The organism is Microbacterium helvum (assembly GCF_014779795.1).
GTDB classification, from domain to species: domain Bacteria; phylum Actinomycetota; class Actinomycetes; order Actinomycetales; family Microbacteriaceae; genus Microbacterium; species Microbacterium helvum.
The window spans coordinates 81,465-99,190 of sequence record NZ_JACXZS010000014.1 but is presented as its reverse complement, the minus strand read 5'-3'; the positions used below and the strand labels follow the sequence as shown (position 1 = coordinate 99,190).

Sequence of the window (17,726 nt, the reverse complement as noted above, 5' to 3'; positions counted from 1 at the left end):
GATCTCAACTGCAAAAATTTGCAAGCGGGGCAAACCTCTGCCAACATGCTGTTCACCGCATCGGCGCGACCCGATTCCACGGATACTGGAAGCGCTTGCAACGTTGCGGCCTGTTGATCACATGGAAAGGCAGCACCAATGAGGGTGAAGTACCGCGCCACCACGGCGCTGGTCGTCGGCGGTCTCGTCGCGACCGCGGCACTGACGGGATGCTCGGGCGGTGACTCGTCCGCATCGGACACCAGCTCGCAGACGCTGACTGTCTGGGTCGATCCCAACCGCGCCGAGGAACTGAAGGACATCGTCGCGCAGTTCGAGGCTGACAAGGGCATCAACGTGAAGCTCGTCCAGAAGGAGTACGGCGACACGATGAAGGAAGACTTCATCAAGCAGGCGCCCACGGGGAAGGGCCCTGACGTGATCGTCGGTGGCAGCGACTGGCTGGGTCTGTTCGTGCAGAACGGCGTCGTCGCTCCTCTCGAACTCGGCGACACCGCCGACGAGTACTCCGATGTGGCGATCCGGGCGATGAGCTACGAGGGAACCACCTACGGACTGCCGGTCTCGGTTGAGAACATCGCGCTGGTCCGCAACTCCGCTCTGGCGGATTCGACCCCGGCAACGTGGGATGAGCTCATCGCGGCCGGGCAGGCCGTGGTCGCCAGCGGTGCCGCGCAGTACCCGGTGCTCGTGCCCTCGGGACCCGAGTCCGATCCGTACCACCTTTACCCGCTGCAGACCTCGTACGGTGCGCCGCTGTTCGGCACCAACCCTGACGGCAGCTACAACCCGGACGATCTGCTGATCGGCAACCCGGGTGGGGAAGAGTTCGCGGAGAAGCTGGTGGAATGGGGCCAGGAGGGTGTGCTCAACACCAACATCACGAACGAGATCGCTCGTGACGAGTTCGCGGCCGGCAAGTCGCCGTACATGCTCTCGGGCCCGTGGAATCTCCCGGCCTTCAAGGATGGCGGCATCGACTACGCGATCGAGCCGATCCCGCAGGCGGGCACCGAGGCGGGGACGCCGTTCGTCGGTGTGCAGGGCTTCTTCGTCAGCGCGAAGAGCGACAACGCCCTCGCGGCTAACGAGTTCGTCGTCAACTACCTCGGTACCGAGGACGTGCAGCTCGCACTGTACAAGGCAGGTGGGCGTCCGCCGGCGATGACATCGGCGTTCGAGATCGCTTCGGCGGAGGACCCGGACGTCGGTGCGTACGGTGAGGTGGCCCTCGCCGGTGTGCCGATGCCCGCGATCCCCGAGATGGGTGCCGTGTGGAACTACTGGGGCGCCACGGAGGCGGCCCTGGTCAACAACACGGCCGGCGACCCGGCCACCGCCTGGCAGACGATGGCGGACCGCATCGCGGCCGACATCGCGAAATGACCGCTGCGGGTCGGGGCACCGCCTCAGCCCCGACCCGCAGCACCACCCGATACCCGACCTCATCCCGCCGCCGCTGGAGCACCATGACCGCCCTCACCACTGAGGCGCCACCCGCGCCGATGCCGCCGTCTCCGAAGGGCGCGCCGCGACGACGGCTACCGTCGGCCTCAGCTCTGCTCGTCAAAATCGTCTCCCTCGGTGTGCTGGACGCCCTCGTGCTGTACGCCGCGTTCGTGCTCGCCCTCGACGAGCAGTGGCTGATCGCTGGGGCCGTGCTGTTGGCCGCCGCCGCGATCAATTGGGTGTACCTGCGGCGGGGGATGCTGCCGGCCAAGTACCTGGTGCCGGGAACGGTCTTCCTTGTCGTGTTCCAGCTCTACGTCGTCGTCTACAGCGGGTACATCGCCTTCACCAACTACGGCGACGGGCACATGGGCGACAAGGGCGACGCCATCTCCGTGCTCATCGAGAAGTCGCTCTCGCGAGTTCCCGATTCGCCCGCGTACGACATGGTCGTCGTGGAACGGTTCGGCGAACTGTCCTTCCTCGTCACCGAGACAGACGGTACCGCAATGGTCGGCTCCGACGGCAAACCCCTCGAGCCCGCCGAAGACGCAAAGTTCGAAGGCGGACGCGCCGTCGGCCTCGACGGGTACGAGACCCTCGACTTCTCACAGATGCTTGCTCAGCAGTCGCAGATCGCAGCGATGAGCGTCCCACTGTCTGACGACCTGGACGAGGGGGCGCTGCGAACCCCGGACGGCGCGAAGGCCTACGTGTACTCCGCGTCCATGAAGTACGACGAAGCCACAGACACGTTCATCGACGTGGCGACCGGCGTGGTCTACAGCGACGAAGGAACCGGCGCGTTCGTCTCCCAGGACGGCACCGAGCTGATGCCTGGTTGGAAGATCAACGTCGGCTTCGACAACTTCGTCGCCGCCTTCACCGAGGAGTCCATCCGCGGGCCTCTGCTGCAGGTCATCGTGTGGACGTTCGTCTTCGCCGGGTTCACCGTCGCCGCAACCTTCGCTGTCGGAGTGTTCCTCGCCACCGTGCTCAACGACCCGCGACTGCGGTTCCGCCGAACGTTCCGGGTACTGGTGATCCTCCCGTACGCGTTCCCCGCGTTCCTTTCCGCCCTCATCTGGAGCGGGATGCTGAACTCCCAGTTCGGCTTCATCAATCAGGTGCTGCTTGGCGGCGCCGACGTCCCCTGGCTGACCAACCCGATCTTGGCGAAAGTGAGCATCCTGCTGGTCAACGTCTGGCTCGGCTACGCCTACATGTTCCTGGTCGCCACCGGCGCGCTGCAGTCCATTCCAGAGGAGTACGTCGAGGCGGCGCGGATGGACGGCGCCGGCGCATGGACCATCTTCCGGCGCGTGAAGCTCCCGCTGCTGATGGTCACCATGGCACCGCTGCTGATCGCCGCGTTCGCATTCAATTTCAACAACTTCAACGTGATCTACATGCTCACCGAGGGCGGCCCTCAGGACATCTCCACAGACATGAACGTGGGCGCGACAGACATCTTGATCACCCTTGTCTACAAGGTCGCGTTCGGTGAGACGAGCGGGCGCGACTACGGACTCGCAAGCGCGTTCTCGATCATCATCTTCCTGCTGGTAGCCGCGATCTCGATCGTCGGATTCCGCCGCACCAAGGCCCTTGAGGAGCTGAACTGATGGAGCCGATCACCGCGGACCCCTTCGAATTGGACACGGCACTTTCACCGGTCGTCAACCCGCAGCGCCGCCGCGCCCGCCACGTCGGACCCTCGCACCGCCGTCGTGAGCGACTGGGACTCGTCGGCAAGTACGCGGTCGCGGTCGTCACCAGCGTGATCGCCGTGTTCCCGATTCTCTACATCGTGTCGGCGTCGTTGAACCCGAACGGAAGCCTGGTCAGCTCCAACGGGCTGTTCCGCTCAATCGACCTCACCAACTACATCGAACTGTTCAGCAACCCGACGCAGCCCTATGGTGCGTGGTTCGCGAACACCGTCATCATCGGCCTCGTGGCCGCGCTCGGAACAGTGTTCCTCGGAGCTCTCGCCGCCTACGCCTTCTCCCGGATGAGGTTCAGTGGCCGGCGTCTCGGGCTGACCACCATCCTGCTGGTGCAGCTGTTCCCGCAGCTCCTCGGAGTGGTCGCGATCTTCCTCCTGATGACCTCGATCGGCGACATCTTCCCGGCCATCGGGCTCGACTCGCAGCTCGGACTGATCCTGGTCTACCTGGGCGGTGCGCTCGGGGTGAACACGTATCTGATGTACGGGTTCTTCAACACCGTGCCGGCGTCCATCGACGAAGCGGCGAAGCTTGACGGAGCTGGGCACGCCCGGATCTTCTTCACCATCATCCTCAGGCTGGCGGCGCCCATCCTCGCCGTTGTCGGGCTGCTGTCCTTCATCGGAACTGCGAGCGAGTTCGTCGTGGCCAGCGTGGTGCTCACCGACCCGGCGAAGCAGACGTTGGCCGTCGGGCTGTACCAATTCGTCTCTCAGGAGACCTCCGCGAACTGGCCGGTGTTCGCCGCCGGCGCGGTCCTTGCAGCGCTGCCGGTCGTGTTCTTGTTCTTCCTTCTGCAGAAGTACATCGTGGGCGGGCTGACGGCCGGAGCGGTGAAATAGCCGCGCGAACACGCGGTGCTAGCCTTGCGGCCATGGGTGCCACTCTCGCTGACATCGCAGCGCATGCCGCCGTCAGCGAAGCGACCGTCAGCCGCGTCCTCAACGACAAGCCGGGCGTGGCACCCGCGAAGCGCCGCGCAGTTCTCACGGCCCTCGATGTGCTCGGATATGAGCGGCCGTCGCGGCTGCGGAGCCGCACGGCGCGCCCCGTAGGAGTGCTGCTGCCCGAGCTGGTGAACCCGATCTTTCCTGCCTTCGCACAAGCTCTCGCACCGAACTTCGCCCGCCGTGGCTTCACCCCGCTCATCGGCACACAGAGCGAAGGCGGCCTGCACGAGGACGAGATCATCGACATGTTCGTTGAAGCAGGCGTGTCGGGCATCCTCTTCGTCGCAGGACAGCACGCGGACACGGCAGAATCGACCGACCGCTACCAAGCGCTGCGTGAGCTCGGACTGCCGTTGGGCTTCGTGAACGGATACCGCGAGGGCGTCGACGCTCCTTTCTTCTCCATCGACGACGCGGCATCCATGTCGATCGCGGTCCGCCACCTGATAGCGATGGGGCACCGCCGCATCGGATTCGCCAGCGGACCAGAATCCTGGGTCCCCACCCGCCGGGCCACCGCAGGATTCCGTTCCGCGATCCAGGAAGGTCTCGGCCCGTCCGCCGTCGCACCCGTGGTGCACGGGCTGCTCTCCGACGATGGTGGCGCGAGCGCAGCCCGCGAACTCATCGCAGAAGGATGCACCGCGGTGGTTTGCGCGAGCGACCTCATGGCGGTGGGAGTGCTGGCCGAAACCCGCCGGCAGGGGCTTTCCGTTCCCGGTCGGCTGTCAGTGGTCGGATTCGATGACTCGATCCTGGCGCGCAGCTGCTGGCCGCCCCTTACAACGATCCGGCAGCCGGTGCCGACCATGGGCATTGCAATCGCGGACGCCTTCGTCGGCGAGATGAACGGGATCCTGGCCTACCGCACCGAGTACATCTTCCAGCCCGAGCTCGTCGTACGGGAGTCGACCGGCCCGGCGCCGCGCGACAGCTGATCGCGGCCTCTCACTCTTGCGCGAGTACCGCTTCGGCGACATCGGCGGCACGGCTCGGAAACGCCGACCACCCGGGCTCGAGGACCTCACGTGCGAGCGCGGCGACGCCGCGTGCCGCGTCCTCGACAGCCTGGCTAAGCACGGCGTCCAGGCGGACAGCGATCTCGGGATAAGCGGCGTCGAAGCGACGGGCTGGTTCAAGCGCGTCTTCTCGCACGCCTGTGACAGGCTCGATGCGCGCGCGGATGGTCCGGATCATGTGCCCGACAGCCCAGGTGCGGACGAACTGGCCGGCGACGATCCGTTCGCCGCGGCGCGCACGTCCGTAGCCGACGAGCAACTTGACGAAGACCAGACCCGCCTCGCTGGCGGCATCGACCGGCGTAAGGGTGTTCAGCCGCTCGCGCCCTTCGGCGACGAACGAGAGGGCACGTTCGTCGCCGAAGGTGAGGCCTGCCTCGCCGATCGCCGTACCTGCGAGCTCGTCGACGGAGGCGATGGCGAACTCCAGCAGATGTGCGTCGTCGTAGAGCACTGAGAACCCCAGTGCACCTTCCCGGGCGAGGAGCACGATGCGCTCCGGTTCGGGCAGCCAATCGAGGGACTCCCTCGCTGAAGCAGCCGCCTGGGCGTCGATGAGCGCCAGGAAGTCGTGGTCAGACCAGCGATCCCGGCGCTCGGCCGCTGCCGCCGAACCGACCACGACCAGCCCATGCGCGCCGGGGACACGGGCGAACCCGGTCGTGAGGCGTTCGGTGAGCTCATCGAAACGCTGCAGGTCACGCATGCGCGGATTCGAATGCCTCTCGGCGTCCGGTTCCGGCTTCCGCTGCTGCGCCAGCCGAGAGGGCCGCAGTCGTACGGAGTGGCCAGATGCCGAACGTAGGTCCGCTAGCCCGCCACCGCAGCCGGTCAGCGGCGCGATCGAGGGTCAGTTCGCCGAAGGTCACCGCGGGCGGCGCGAATTCGTCAACCGTGCGACCGGCGAGTGAGGTCGTCGGAAGCGAGATCTCGGTGCCGGATCGGGACGCGACGACGAGCTCGGCCGAGTCCTCCAGCTCCCGCACGAATGCGACGATGTCAGCTCCCGCGTGCAGCCACCGCAGCCCGCCCGTGCGAAGCGCGGGGGACGCTGCGCGAGCTGCCGCGAGGCGCGCATACTCTGGAGCGAGGAGCGCATCCGAGGTCCAGGGGAGGGGTGTTCGTGAGGCTTCGCCGTCGCTGCCACGCAGAGCGAATTCATCACCCGCGAAGATGACAGGCGTGCCCGGTAGGGTGAACGACAGGCCTGCGGCGACCAACTGGGCTGCCGTGTCGGCCCGGTCCGCGAATCGCGGCGTGTCGTGGGTGTCGATCGCGTTCATAGCGAGCGATCGCACCGCCCACGGCATTGGAGCGCTGAACCGCCGGAACGCCCGGGCGAACGACTCCGCGGACGCGGCCGGCGTCTGCTCGTACGGGATCCCGTAGTGATGCACAGGCCTCGTCTCCTGCTCTCGCAGCCAGTGCCACAGGGGACGGGTGAACGCGGAGTAGCTCATGGGCGCATGCCACCCCGAGCCGTCGAAGTCGCGGCTGGAGTCGTTCGTCGACTCCGCGAACAGCACGCTGCCGGGCGCGACCTCGTCCATCGTCCGGCGCACCGTCTGCTGCACAAGCCTGTTGAGGTCGTCCTCGCCCTGTCGACCGGTCATGTTTGCGACATCGATGCGCCAGCCATCGAGACCGTAAGGAGGAAGCAGCCACTTGGCCACGACGCTGTCCGGCCCCTCGATGAACCGCCGGCGCAACTCGCGCGAGTTCCAGTTCAACTTCGGCAGGCTCGGTACGCCGTACCAGGCGACGTAGTCCGTCTGAGCTTCATCGTTCCAGTAGAAGAAGTCGGACTCGGCCGCTGACGGGTTGCCGCGGGCGGCGCGGAACCATTCGTGCGCATCACCGGTGTGGTTCGTGGTGAGATCCCCGATCACCCGGATGCCTCGCGCGTGCGCCGCCTGGACCAGCCGGATGAGCGCCTCATCGCCGCCGAGTAGCGGGTCGACCCGACCGAACGTGCTCGCGTCATACCGGTGGTTCGACTGGGCAGGGAAGAACGGGGTCAGGTAGATCAGCGTGACCCCCAGCGTCTCGAGGTGATCGAGCCGCTCAGCAACACCGTCCAGATCGCCTCCGAAGAGCTGACGGGGCGTGTCCGGGCCGCGGTGCACCACCTCGTCGTCCCACGATGCCGTGATCGCCCAGGCGGGACAGGGGCGGTTCGCGGCGGCCTCGGAGCGCGCGAAGCGGTCGGGGAAGATCTGGTACATCGTCTGCTCGCTTGCCCATTCCGGAGGCGCAGGGAACGTCGTCGCGCGGAAATCGAGCGCGTCGAGCGGTTCGACCTCGTCGAGGCCTTCCCCGTTGAGCCAGAACGCACGTCCCTCACCGGCGTTCAGAAGGAACCGGTAAGAGGTCACAGGGTTCGCCACAGTGAGGGCGCCCTCCCACCACTGAGCGGGGTCACCCTCAATCGGGGCCGCAATCGAACGCATCGGAAGGAACTGCGGCTCGCCATCGACGACCACCCGTAGCCAAACACTCGACACCGTGCCAAACGTGGGGGGGACGCGGACACGCGGCCGCCGCACGTCAGTCGCGTCAGCGGTAACGGGGGAGTAGAGCTCGGAGCCATCGTGGTGGGGGAGATCATGCCAGCGCATACGCCTGCCTTCATTCATGCGCCCGAAAGCGCGCTCGGGGTACGGCGGCAGGGACGCCGCACGGAGGGTCGGCGGCAACGATAGCAATGTTTTGCGGAGTATGAAACTTCTTGCAGATGCTGATCTGGACGGCTGTAACATCCCTCCGTGACCACTTCGATCCTGCCAACCGGCCCCCTCGCCGACGTCGTTTTCAGCGCCCTCGAACCGCTCCCTGAGCCGCTACGCAACCACAGCCTGCGGACCTTCGTGTTCGCCGAGCTGATCGCAGATGAGACCGAGCCGGGAGGGTGCGACAGGCAGTTGCTGTTCGCCGCCACCGCGATGCACGACCTCGGACTTGGCCCGGACGCTGAGGGGCGGCAACGATTCGAGGTGGAAGGTGCAGATCTCGCGGTTTCCCGACTGGCAGCTCACGGGTTTGACGCGCGGCAGACCGGCGAAGTCTGGGAAGCGATCGCGCTCCACACCTCAGGTGGCATCGCGGAGCGTCGCGGTCCGATTGCCCGGTTGACGCGCGCAGGCGTCCTCGCCGACCTCGGCCGCCATCCCCTGATTTCCGCCGGGCGCGCAGCCGCAGTGCACGACCAGTTCCCGAGACTCAACGCCGTCCGGTCCATCGTCGACGCGGCGGTCGCACACGCCGAACGCTCACCGTCCGCCGGGGCGCCCTATACACTCGCGGGTGAACTTGCCCGTGAGCGTCTCGATGGTGGCCTCACCAGGATTGAAGCCGGCTCAGCCCACGCTCCTTGGTGCGACTGAGCGACGAGCGCGGGTGCCTGATGAAGACCGCACGGCCGAATAGTCCTCCTCGGTGAAGCGCCCGACTGCGTTGGGTCAGTGATCGCCTCCCTCAGGCTGCCCACGTGCCCACGACGTGCCCACGGCCCGTCTGGATCCCGACGGACGGAAAGTGAACCGTCCCCGGTCTGATGCCGTTTCCTTTCGAGTCTGGAAGGAAGATGTTGATCATGCCGAAGAGGATTCCGGAGGAGACGAAGCAGCGCGGGATCAGGCTCGTGATGGATCACCTCGATGAGTACCCGAATCTGACGACCGCGTGCGAGTCCGTCGCGAAGCGACTCGGGTTTGGGGCGGAGTCGCTGCGCCGGTGGGTGCGGCAGGCGCAGGTCGACGCCGGCGACCGGCAGGGCGTCACGTCGAGCGAGTCGGAGAAGATCCGGCAGCTGGAGCGGGAGAACCGGGAGCTGCGTGAGGCGAACGCGATCCTGCGGGACGCGGCGGTTTTCTTCGCCGGGGAACTCGACCCCCGACGCCGCTGATCCTCGCATTCATCGAGGAGCAGCGCGCCATGGGCCGCTCGGTCGGGTCGATCTGCCGGGTCCTGCGTGAGCAGGGCGTGCAGGTCGCCGAGCGTACCTATCGGGCGTGGAAACGCGCCCAGCCGTCCGCGAGGGATCTCGCCGACGCGGTCGTGATCGACGCGATCCTCGCTGTCCGTGTCGACGAGCACGGTCAGGCGACGCCGGAGTCGATGTACGGGCGGAGGAAGTTGACCGCGCTGCTGCGCCGGCAAGGAATGGCGGTGTCGAAGCGGCAGGTCGACCGGCTGATGCGGGACCTCGGCATCAACGGGCTGGTGCGCGGCAAGGGCACCAGGACCACGATCCCGGACCGCAACGCGGCCCGGGCGCCGGACCTGCTGGACCGGGACTTCACCGCCCCGGCACCGAACCGCCGCTGGGTGGCTGACTTCACGTATGTGCGGACGTGGGCCGGGTTCGTGTACGTGTCGTTCGTGATCGACTGCTACTCGCGGGCGATCGTCGGCTGGCATGCCGCGACGGCGAAGACGACACCGTTGGTGACCACGGCGCTGCGGATGGGATTGTGGCGACGCGACCGCGCCGGCCACGACGTTAAGGACGGGCTGATCCACCACAGCGACGCCGGGTCTCAGACCGGTTGAATCCGCCCAATTCACGTCGGTGTCGTTCGCGGAGACCCTCGCGCTGGAGGGCATCGCCGCATCGATCGGGTCGATCGGCGACGCGTACGACAACGCCCTCGCCGAATCGACGATCGGGCTGTTCAAGAACGAGGCCGTCCGTGACGGATCCCCATTCCGATTAGGACCGCTGCGGACCATCGACGACGTCGAATGGATCACCGCGGGATGGGTCGACTGGTACAACGCACGCCGACTGCACTCCACCCTCGGCGACGTCCCGCCCGACGAGTACGAGGCTGTCTACTACGCTGACCTCGAAACACCAGCCCACCCGGTGCTGGAACCCGCATAGGAGCGGCGGAGAACCGGGGACGGTTCAAAGTGCTGGCCCCGTTCTTCCGTTGGCGAGCGCCGCTACACCGAGCCAGATCGCAGCGAGGAACCCCGCTGAAGCGAGAGCAAGGACGATCGCAGGAGCTGAACGTCGCACGGCTGACACTCTGCTCGGCCACGTGAGACTCCGCAACGGGGCGCGCGCATGCCGGTCGTTGAATGCTCGCCGTACATCAACTTGAGCGAGCACGAACCCTCGCGGGCTCGAGTGCCCGCATGAGCCGGCCGGTCGGGTGCCCGCTCGTGCTGCTCTATCTGACACGCCGTCATCCCGGCGACGGCATCCGGGACGGCGGACCGCTGGCCTAGTAGTGTGAGTCGTTACGCGATACGCTGGCAAGGTGATCGTGAGCTTCCGGCATAAGGGGTTGGAGGCTTTGTATCGCGACGGGTCGAAGAAGGGAGTGCAGCCGGCGCATGCGCCCAAGCTCACCCGCATCCTCGGTGTGCTGGATGTTGCGCAGTCGCCGGCGGATGTGGCGATCCCGTCGTTTCGTGCGCACGAGCTGAAGGGCGACCTGGCCGGTCACTGGTCGATCTGGATCAACGGCAATTGGCGGGTGACGTTCCGGTTCGTCGGGCAGGATGTCGAACTCGTCGACTATCAGGACTACCACTGAAGGAGGGATGGACATGATGAAGTACCCACCACATCCTGGTGCGATCATCGGCGAGGACGTCCTCGCCGAACTGGGGCTCTCCGTTGTGGAAGCCGCGGCGCGCCTCGGTGTGTCTCGCGTCACGCTCAGTCGGGTCATCCACGGCCACGCGGGTGTAAGCCCGAACCTTGCGGTGCGTCTCGAGCGGGCGGGTGTCGGCACGGCGCGGGCCTGGTTGGCGATGCAGTCGAACTACGACCTTGCGCGGGAGCTTGACGGCAAGGAACATGAGGTCCAGCCGCTCATCGCCTGAGCAACGACAGGGTCGACACCCCCGTAACGTCTGGCAACGCGATGGCAACAACTGAACCGACTCGATGCCGGCCGAGTTGATCGAACCGGGATGACCACCTGATCGAATCCGCGTGAATCCGGGCTTCGTGACCGAGGCCGTCGTCGGGCGTATGGGTTCAAGTCCAACCGTCACCGCCGATTTCGAGTCCGAGGGTTCTCGAAGCCCTCCGGGCCTGGCCGCGTCACCACCACCCGCGCAACGACGTGGGAGCAGCCGTGCGTTGATCTGCGCGCGTGGCGCTGGCTACGCTCCTTGATCGTGATCTACCAGGACCCGCTTGCGTATCTGCTCGGAATCGAAGGGTCCGCGCTGCTTGACGCATGGGCCGGTGACCACGATCAGGCCTTCATCGAAGACCGGGTCGCCGAGATCCGTCGATTGCTCGCCGACGGGAAGCTCCAGAATCGCGGGGTGCTCGCGGAGCGCGTGGCCGCTGATGTCGCCTACGAGCAGGAGGCGCCCGACTACGACGCGAATGCGGGCGGTGGCCTCTTTGCGATCGACGAGCCGGTCATCACCGAATGGCTGGCGCACCGCGATGTCGGCGTCGCCCTGGATGCGGCGTGCGGCACAGGGCGGTTCGCGCGGATTCTCGCCGACCTCGGCCACAGCGTGATCGGCGTCGACTGGTCACCGGACATGCTCGAGCTGGCCCGAGAGCGTGTCCCGGAGGGCGAGTTCCAGTTGGGCTCCGTGGATCGGCTGCCTCTCGCCGACCGATCGGTCGATGTGGTCGTCTGCGCGCTCGCGCTCGTCCACGTGCGTGATCTCGGCCCGGTTTTCGCCGAGTTCGCCCGCGTGCTGCGCCCTGGCGGCGCGCTCCTCATCTCAGACGTGCATCGCGAGCTCACCACGATCGGCTCGGGCATCAAGAGTCTCGGACCCGACGGTGAGCGGCGCCTCGCCCCGGCCTACCGGCATCCTCTCGGGGACTATCTTCGGGCTGCGCTCGCCGCGGGACTCGAGTTGCGCGGGTGCGAGGAGCCGGCCCTCCGCTGGGACGACTCGCCGCTGCCGAAGCCGAGCACCGAGATCGGGGACTGGCCGGCGTGGCCATGGTCTCTGATGGCATACGTGCCCGAGGCGACGCGCGCGGTCTCCGGCCGCCCGCAGTTGCTCCTCCTGCAGTTCGCTCAGCCTGCGTCCTGAGCCTGCGCGCTCCGAAGTCGATGAGCTCGCCGTCGAGGATGATGCCGAGATCGGCCATCTCCACGCGCGCGCCGGCGCTGCGGAGATGCTTGATGACCCGACCGACCTCCATATCAACGCCCGTACCAGAGAGAACGCAGATCGCGTCGACTCTGATGTCGCCGTCGAGAATGCGGAGCAGCAGATCCGCGATACTCGAGTCGTGTCGGGTTCGGCGATGTATCAACTCGGGAAGCGGCGTCCGCCGAAGACCCCGCTTCGGCGCATCATCCTCGCCGCGGTGGTCCTGGTGTTCTGCGCGGGTCTGTTGCCGTTCATCGTCGGGGGTGTCGCGCTGCAGTGGCAGGCCGGTTCGATCGTCGGCGTCATCGCGATGGGGTGGATCGCGCTGTTCCTGATCCTCGGAATCGGCGCCGGCGTGTACGGGATCGCCGTGGGCGTGCGGGAGCGTCGCAACGCTCCACCGCCGACGCCGCCGCGATAGACCGGCAGCAGCATCCCGACGCGAGCGACCCGCGGCGGCGGCACACTCCACGACCGCCGGCTCCTCGCGAACGCCCTGGCCTGGAGCGCCGATTCCCTCGCTCGCTGAACTCGGTCGAAGATCACGACTTGATACCGCCCGACCGCACACCGGCGATCCCGGCGCACACTGGACGCATGTGGTTGAGCTTCTTGAAGGCCGTGAGACGCGGTGATCATCGCGTCGCGCCCTCGACCTGGATCGCCGCGACGGCCGCCCTCGTCTATGCCATCTCGCCGATCGACCTGATCCCCGAGCTCGTGCTCGGACCGCTGGGCTTCGCGGACGACCTCGGCGTGTGGAGCATCCTCGGCGTGCTGCTGCTGCGCGAGCACCACCGGTGGCACAGCGGACTGCCGGCGCACCGCTGACCCGCCTCGACATGCCCCGCACCGGGGTGGCGCCCCCGCACCACCCCGGCACGGGGTTTTGAGTGTCGCCAGTGACCGTGTCCTCCGGCAGCGGTGATGACTTGCTCACCCTGCAGGAGTGTGGCGCGGACGTTTCATGACGGCGCGCTCGAGATTCGAAGAATGGATGCCTCGACACGGCCGCGGATCCGTGTCGTCAGGGCCGCAGGCCGTCGAGGACGACGGCGACCATCGCGTCGGCGAGGCCGGGCGGCGCCGTCCGCGCCTGCGTCACGGCATGCACGGCCTCGGTGAGGAGCGCAGCGGTGGTTTCGGCGGGGATGTCGGATCGGATGTCGCCCGCCTCTCTTCCGGTCTCGACGACCTGACGCAGCGCATCCCGCAGCTCACGTTCGCGAGCGGTCGTCTGCGGCAGTGAGAGCCCTGCGGTCTGCTCGCTGATCGCCGAATGTCGCTGTTCGAAATCGATGACCTCCACCAGAAGCGTGCGCAGTGCGTCAGTGGCGGCCGGTGCTGCGGCGACCGCTCGAGCGCGTCGCACGAGGGGCTCGAGCAGTTCTGCGATGGCCGCGTCGAGCAGTGCATCCTTGCTGCCGAACGCCCGGGCGACGGTTCCGACGCCGAGCCCGGCTCGCTTCGCGATGGCCTCGACGGTGAGGGGCGCGCCAGGATCGGCGAGCAGGCTCTTCGCAGCCGCGAGGGCGAGGTCGCGGTTGCGGACGGCGTCAGCGCGACGCGCGCCGGAGGCACTTGACATCTGGAATGACCCTTCCACATAATCTACTGGAACACAGGTTCCACTTATCGTAGGTGAAGGAAGCGACCGTGAGAAGCAGCATCCTGATCGTCGGCGCAAGCATCGCGGGACTCACGGCAGCCCACTGGCTCGCGCGCTCCGGATTCACCGTGACGATCGCCGAGCGGTCGCCGGGCATGAGATCCGGCGGTAATGGCGTCGACCTGCGCGGACGGGCCGCAGAGGTGATCGCAGGCATGGGCCTGGCCGAACAGGTACGTGCAGCCGCGACCGATGTCATCGGGATGCGGTTCGTCGACGCGTCCGATCGGGTGACGGCGCAGGTCGACACTCGCATGGCCGGCGCCGTGGAGATCATGCGCGGGGACCTGGTCCGGCTGCTCGCCTCTGCAACGGCGGGCGTCGAGGTGCGCTTCGCGCGCGGAGTGACGGCGCTCACGCAGGAAGCGGACAGCGTCACCGTGACCTTCGATGGTGGCGCGAGCGAGCGCTACGACCTCGTGATCGGCGCCGACGGTGTGCACTCGGCCGTCCGTCGTCTCGCGTTCGGCCCGGACGAACGATCCACTCGCTTCCGCGGCCACTACTTCGCGTTCGCCGACGCGGGGCCGGATCTCGGCGAACCGCGCTGGATGACCGCGTTCAATCAGCCCGGTCGCATGGTGGGCATCTACCGCGCAGGCAGACAGGCCGAATCCAAGGCGTACTTCGTGTTCCGCTCGGCACCGCTCCGATATGACCGCCGAGACATCGCCGAGCAGGCGCGGATCGTCCGCGCCGCCTTCGCCGCTGATGCTGACCGTCGCACCTGGCGCGTCCGCGAACTGCTCGATGCGGCTGCTGCCGACCCCTTCCTCTACTTCGATGCGGTCAGTCAGGTGCGCCTCACCCGGTGGTCGACGGGTCGGGTGGTGCTCATCGGGGATGCCGCCTACTGCGCATCGCCGGCGTCCGGTGCCGGTGCGGAACTGGCCGTCGCGGGTGCGCACCGCCTCGCGACGGAACTCGCCGCTGCCGACGGCGACCACCGGGCCGCGTTCGCGCGGTACCAGGCCACGCTCGAGCCGTTCGTGCGTCGCAGGCAGCGGATCGGCGCGAACCTGCGCATGATGGTGCCGCGGACGGAGGCCGGGCGTCGTCTGCGCGACGGATTCACGCGGCTGCCGTTCCTCACCTCGCTCGAGCGCCGCTACGACGCGGCCTGACGGGGGCGGAAACCCGCTGCGAACATTCAGTTGGACCGCCCCGTGTTCACGTCCGTGTTCCTGCGCGGGTCCAAGCCCGTCGTAGCGCCCCCTGTGGGCGATCTCGAGCGCGCACGCTGTCGCGGGTACCGGGTCATGAACGGTGGATGCCGCGACCGGCCGGGTCGCGGCACCCACCGACAGCAGCGCGTACCGCAGGAAGAACTGTTCAGGGGCGGGACATGATCAAGTCGCCGACGCGTTCCTGAAGATCAAACACGCGCGGCACGTACGTCTGCTGGCGCGGAGCACTCCCCGCAGCCCCCGTGTTCACCCATAGTCCGAAGTTGAGCAGCGCGACCACTCGCGGGTGGCGATTCGCGACGCGCAGATACTCGTGCTGGCGATCGAGGATCTGCTGCTCGGTCGTCCAGGCGTTCCAGCTGTCGGGCACGTTCGGCGGGAACAGGTAGATACGGTCACCCTGGTCGCTCGCCATCTGCTCGAGGCGGTTTGCAGACCATTCCAGTTCTGTCTCGGTCATGTTGTAGGCGTCCATTCCGTACCAGTCAACCTCGGGTGGGACGGCGACGGAGTTGGCGATATCCGTATAGGTCATTGTGAACATGATCGGGCGGTCGGGGATCGAGCCCGCCGTGATGCTCGCCTGCACTGCCTTCGCCGACCAGTCCAGTTGCTGGTACGTCACTCCGTACATGTACGCCTCATCCTGGAGGTAATAGGCGGCGATCTTGTCCTTGTACGGCTGCAGCATCTGCACGTAGCCGTTCCAGCGGCTCAGGTCCGGAAGAGCTTGCGATGGCGTTTGTGGTTTGAAGAACTCGCTGCCCACGTACACGATGCAGGACCTTGGCGGACACGACGCGAACACATCGGTGTCGTAGGTGAGAGGACTCGCGTTCAATGTGGGCGACACGTTAATCCAGTGAAGGTTGGAGATGCCGGCCATATCGGGGACGTGATTGCCCGCGTTGTCGTCGTTCCGCGTGCCATACGTGCCGAAATAAGCGAGGGTCGGGAACTGATCGACGCGGCTGATGCGCAGATCGTCGACAGTGCTCACCTCGCGAAGCTGAGTCTCGCTTCCGTTGCTGATGTACGCGCCGAGGTAGAGGTAGGAACGCTTCAAGGCTGCGGTCAGGGCGAGTGTGCGAGATACGCCGTTCACGATCACCACCAGATCCGGCGTCGCTCCTGCGTCTGTCGCGCGGATCGACACGGCGTAACCGGCGGACGAGCTCGGGGCGGTGAAGGTGTCGCCCGCCAGCACTCCACCGCGATACAGAGCGACGGTGCCGTTCCTGGAGACGGTCATACTGAACTGGTTCTGCGCATCAGTCACGTATCCTCGCGCGTCTCTCGAGGACGAGAGCATGAGCGACACCCAGTCGCCGGCGGCACCGAAGTTTCCTGGATCTGGCTTGACCGTTGCGCGGATCTCGAACGCACCGGTGCTGTCGGCGGCGACCGGCGCGTTGAGCTTGATCGCTGACGTCGCCACCCAGAACGAGAGCTGGTTCGCGAAGCTCGGATTGTTGACCTGAGAACGGTTTGCCGGAGGTGTGGCCGTATTGCTCCAGTGCCCCGCCACTCGCGAGTATGACGTCGAGATCGACAGCGGCGACTGGCGCGCGGCGAGGTTCTGGTTGAGTCCATAGTCGCCGGCATACACATCGGCGCCGTCGAAGCTGTCGACGTACTGCGCAACGCGGCTCACGGTGAGGTCGTCGACGGTGCTGACTTCGGCGGCCGTCGTTGCCGAGCCGTTGCTGAGGTACGCTCCGAACAGGATGTACGGCTGTGGCAGCGCGCCCGCGAGCGAAGAGGCTCGGGTGGAGCCGTTGACGGTCACCGCGAATGACGGTGACGCGCTCGACGCTGCGCTCACGGTGACGCTCACGTCGAAGCCGGACGCGGACCGCGTCGACTGCAACTCGGATGACCACAGCGCCGCCCCGCGCTGATAGAGCATGACTTTTCCGCTCCTGCTGACCGTGAGGCCCGCATCCACCGTGGCAGCCGTCACGTAGCCCGTCGTCGCGCTCGACGTTGCGAACATGAGCGAAACCCAGTCAGCATTGCTGCCGAGCGAGTTGGCGTTGGGATCGACTCGCGCCGTGACCGTGTACGAATCCATGGTGTCGGTCATCACCGGCGCATCCAGCCGAACTGCGGACGTCCGCGCCCAGAATGAGAGCTTTCCGGGAAAGTCCTCGTGGTTGACTTGGCTGGCGTACGAAGGTGGCGCTGAGGCGGGGGTGGTCCACAGTCCGTGTGCGCGTGTGTAGGTGATGCCTTTACCTGGGCCGGTCTGTCTTGTCGCGATGGCGTCGTTCAGGCCGTACGTCGGATCTGCGTCGCGCGCGCTGTCGAAGCTGTCTGTGAACTCGGGGGCTGTGGCAGCGGACGCTGTCGCGCCGAGAGGTGCGATCGACAGTCCGATCGCGGTGATGATCACCGTGATGATGCCCGCGAACAGGCGTCGGTTCGGCGCACGGCGAAAACGAGTCGCAAATGCGGTAGACGGGGACGACACATGCTCCATGGAAACGCTCCCTCGGATCGGCAACGCATCAGTGTGAAATTGAGTTTCACATCAATGCCTTTCGAGTGAAACTAGCGATCGATGTGAATGCTGTCAAGGCTCACGTGTGCGCCGGCCGCGATGTGAGGTGGGCGCCCAACCCGACAGA

General features: G+C 66.6%; 15 protein-coding genes and 1 pseudogene. 12 read left to right on the top strand and 4 right to left on the bottom strand.

The genetic code is table 11. The annotated features are described in order from the left end of the window. The first annotated feature begins 138 nt into the window (after positions 1 to 138). The 4 genes from IF188_RS18200 to IF188_RS18185 all read left to right on the top strand — a co-directional run bounded on the left by IF188_RS18200 (position 139) and on the right by IF188_RS18185 (position 5,067). Positions 139 to 1,386 carry a sugar ABC transporter substrate-binding protein gene (locus tag IF188_RS18200; protein ID WP_191173226.1) on the top strand — a complete coding sequence of 416 codons (1,248 nt, stop codon included), beginning with the start codon at positions 139 to 141 and terminating at the stop codon, positions 1,384 to 1,386. A gap of 83 nt (positions 1,387 to 1,469) precedes the next feature. Next, positions 1,470 to 3,074, top strand: a complete 1,605-nt coding sequence (locus IF188_RS18195) for an ABC transporter permease subunit (protein WP_191173225.1) — start codon at positions 1,470 to 1,472, stop codon at positions 3,072 to 3,074. Beyond that, positions 3,074 to 4,021 (top strand): sugar ABC transporter permease, encoded by a 948-nt coding sequence (locus tag IF188_RS18190; protein ID WP_191173224.1) that lies wholly within the window; start codon positions 3,074 to 3,076, stop codon positions 4,019 to 4,021. The genes IF188_RS18195 and IF188_RS18190 overlap by 1 nt, the downstream gene beginning before the upstream one ends. Before the next feature lie 32 nt (positions 4,022 to 4,053). Further along, a complete protein-coding gene (locus IF188_RS18185) occupies positions 4,054 to 5,067 on the top strand; it encodes a LacI family DNA-binding transcriptional regulator (RefSeq protein WP_191173223.1) in 1,014 nt (337 codons plus the stop codon). A gap of 10 nt (positions 5,068 to 5,077) precedes the next feature. On the opposite strand, the gene IF188_RS18180 is transcribed toward IF188_RS18185, so the two are convergent. Together IF188_RS18180 and IF188_RS18175 are read right to left on the bottom strand one after the other, a co-directional pair. Continuing rightward, positions 5,078 to 5,854 carry a hypothetical protein gene (locus tag IF188_RS18180; protein ID WP_191173222.1) on the bottom strand — a complete coding sequence of 259 codons (777 nt, stop codon included), beginning with the start codon at positions 5,852 to 5,854 and terminating at the stop codon, positions 5,078 to 5,080. After that, positions 5,847 to 7,523, bottom strand: a complete 1,677-nt coding sequence (locus IF188_RS18175; RefSeq protein WP_191173221.1) for a glycoside hydrolase family 13 protein — start codon at positions 7,521 to 7,523, stop codon at positions 5,847 to 5,849. Before IF188_RS18175 ends, IF188_RS18180 begins: the two co-directional genes overlap by 8 nt. 390 nt (positions 7,524 to 7,913) lie before the next feature. Here IF188_RS18175 and IF188_RS18170 point away from each other — a divergent pair, with 390 nt between their 5' ends. The 7 genes and pseudogenes from IF188_RS18170 to IF188_RS18140 all read left to right on the top strand — a co-directional run bounded on the left by IF188_RS18170 (position 7,914) and on the right by IF188_RS18140 (position 13,071). Beyond that, positions 7,914 to 8,531, top strand: coding sequence for an HD domain-containing protein (locus tag IF188_RS18170; RefSeq protein WP_191173220.1), 618 nt, complete (start codon positions 7,914 to 7,916; stop codon positions 8,529 to 8,531). Positions 8,532 to 8,740: 209 nt separating this feature from the next. Next, positions 8,741 to 10,033: pseudogene (locus IF188_RS18165) on the top strand (IS3 family transposase). Between the two features lie 382 nt (positions 10,034 to 10,415). Beyond that, entirely contained in the window at positions 10,416 to 10,694 is a 279-nt protein-coding gene (locus IF188_RS18160) for a type II toxin-antitoxin system RelE/ParE family toxin (protein WP_191173219.1), read from the top strand. A gap of 13 nt (positions 10,695 to 10,707) precedes the next feature. Continuing rightward, on the top strand, positions 10,708 to 10,986 hold the full coding sequence (locus IF188_RS18155; protein ID WP_191173218.1) for a HigA family addiction module antitoxin: 279 nt from the start codon (positions 10,708 to 10,710) through the stop codon (positions 10,984 to 10,986). A 300-nt stretch (positions 10,987 to 11,286) separates the two neighbouring features. Further along, complete coding sequence (locus IF188_RS18150; protein WP_191173217.1) at positions 11,287 to 12,177, top strand: class I SAM-dependent methyltransferase; 891 nt, start codon at positions 11,287 to 11,289, stop codon at positions 12,175 to 12,177. A gap of 217 nt (positions 12,178 to 12,394) precedes the next feature. After that, a complete protein-coding gene (locus IF188_RS18145; protein ID WP_191173216.1) occupies positions 12,395 to 12,661 on the top strand; it encodes a hypothetical protein in 267 nt (88 codons plus the stop codon). Between the two features lie 176 nt (positions 12,662 to 12,837). Beyond that, positions 12,838 to 13,071: a YkvA family protein gene (locus tag IF188_RS18140; protein ID WP_191173215.1), complete on the top strand. Its 234-nt coding sequence runs from the start codon at positions 12,838 to 12,840 to the stop codon at positions 13,069 to 13,071. A gap of 196 nt (positions 13,072 to 13,267) precedes the next feature. Here the strand turns inward: IF188_RS18140 and IF188_RS18135 are convergent, their stop codons facing one another. Then, entirely contained in the window at positions 13,268 to 13,828 is a 561-nt protein-coding gene (locus IF188_RS18135; protein WP_191173214.1) for a TetR/AcrR family transcriptional regulator, read from the bottom strand. A 68-nt stretch (positions 13,829 to 13,896) separates the two neighbouring features. On the opposite strand from IF188_RS18135, the gene IF188_RS18130 reads away from it, so the two are divergent. Continuing rightward, on the top strand, positions 13,897 to 15,033 hold the full coding sequence (locus tag IF188_RS18130; RefSeq protein WP_191173213.1) for an FAD-dependent monooxygenase: 1,137 nt from the start codon (positions 13,897 to 13,899) through the stop codon (positions 15,031 to 15,033). Positions 15,034 to 15,241: 208 nt separating this feature from the next. Here IF188_RS18130 and IF188_RS18125 read toward each other — a convergent pair whose 3' ends face one another. Next, positions 15,242 to 17,578 (bottom strand): hypothetical protein, encoded by a 2,337-nt coding sequence (locus tag IF188_RS18125; protein ID WP_191173212.1) that lies wholly within the window; start codon positions 17,576 to 17,578, stop codon positions 15,242 to 15,244. Positions 17,579 to 17,726: the final 148 nt, after the last annotated feature.

What these genes read in the sequence shown, in the direction of transcription:
- IF188_RS18200 (WP_191173226.1), top strand. Translation starts at nt 139, where the DNA reads ATGAGGGTGAAGTACCGCGCCACCACGGCGCTGGTCGTCGGCGGTCTC.
- IF188_RS18195 (WP_191173225.1), top strand. Translation starts at nt 1,470, where the DNA reads ATGACCGCCCTCACCACTGAGGCGCCACCCGCGCCGATGCCGCCGTCT.
- IF188_RS18190 (WP_191173224.1), top strand. Translation starts at nt 3,074, where the DNA reads ATGGAGCCGATCACCGCGGACCCCTTCGAATTGGACACGGCACTTTCA.
- IF188_RS18185 (WP_191173223.1), top strand. Translation starts at nt 4,054, where the DNA reads ATGGGTGCCACTCTCGCTGACATCGCAGCGCATGCCGCCGTCAGCGAA.
- IF188_RS18180 (WP_191173222.1), bottom strand. Translation starts at nt 5,854, where the DNA reads ATGCGTGACCTGCAGCGTTTCGATGAGCTCACCGAACGCCTCACGACC.
- IF188_RS18155 (WP_191173218.1), top strand. Translation starts at nt 10,708, where the DNA reads ATGATGAAGTACCCACCACATCCTGGTGCGATCATCGGCGAGGACGTC.
- IF188_RS18145 (WP_191173216.1), top strand. Translation starts at nt 12,395, where the DNA reads ATGTATCAACTCGGGAAGCGGCGTCCGCCGAAGACCCCGCTTCGGCGC.
- IF188_RS18140 (WP_191173215.1), top strand. Translation starts at nt 12,838, where the DNA reads ATGTGGTTGAGCTTCTTGAAGGCCGTGAGACGCGGTGATCATCGCGTC.
- IF188_RS18135 (WP_191173214.1), bottom strand. Translation starts at nt 13,828, where the DNA reads ATGTCAAGTGCCTCCGGCGCGCGTCGCGCTGACGCCGTCCGCAACCGC.
- IF188_RS18125 (WP_191173212.1), bottom strand. Translation starts at nt 17,578, where the DNA reads ATGGAGCATGTGTCGTCCCCGTCTACCGCATTTGCGACTCGTTTTCGC.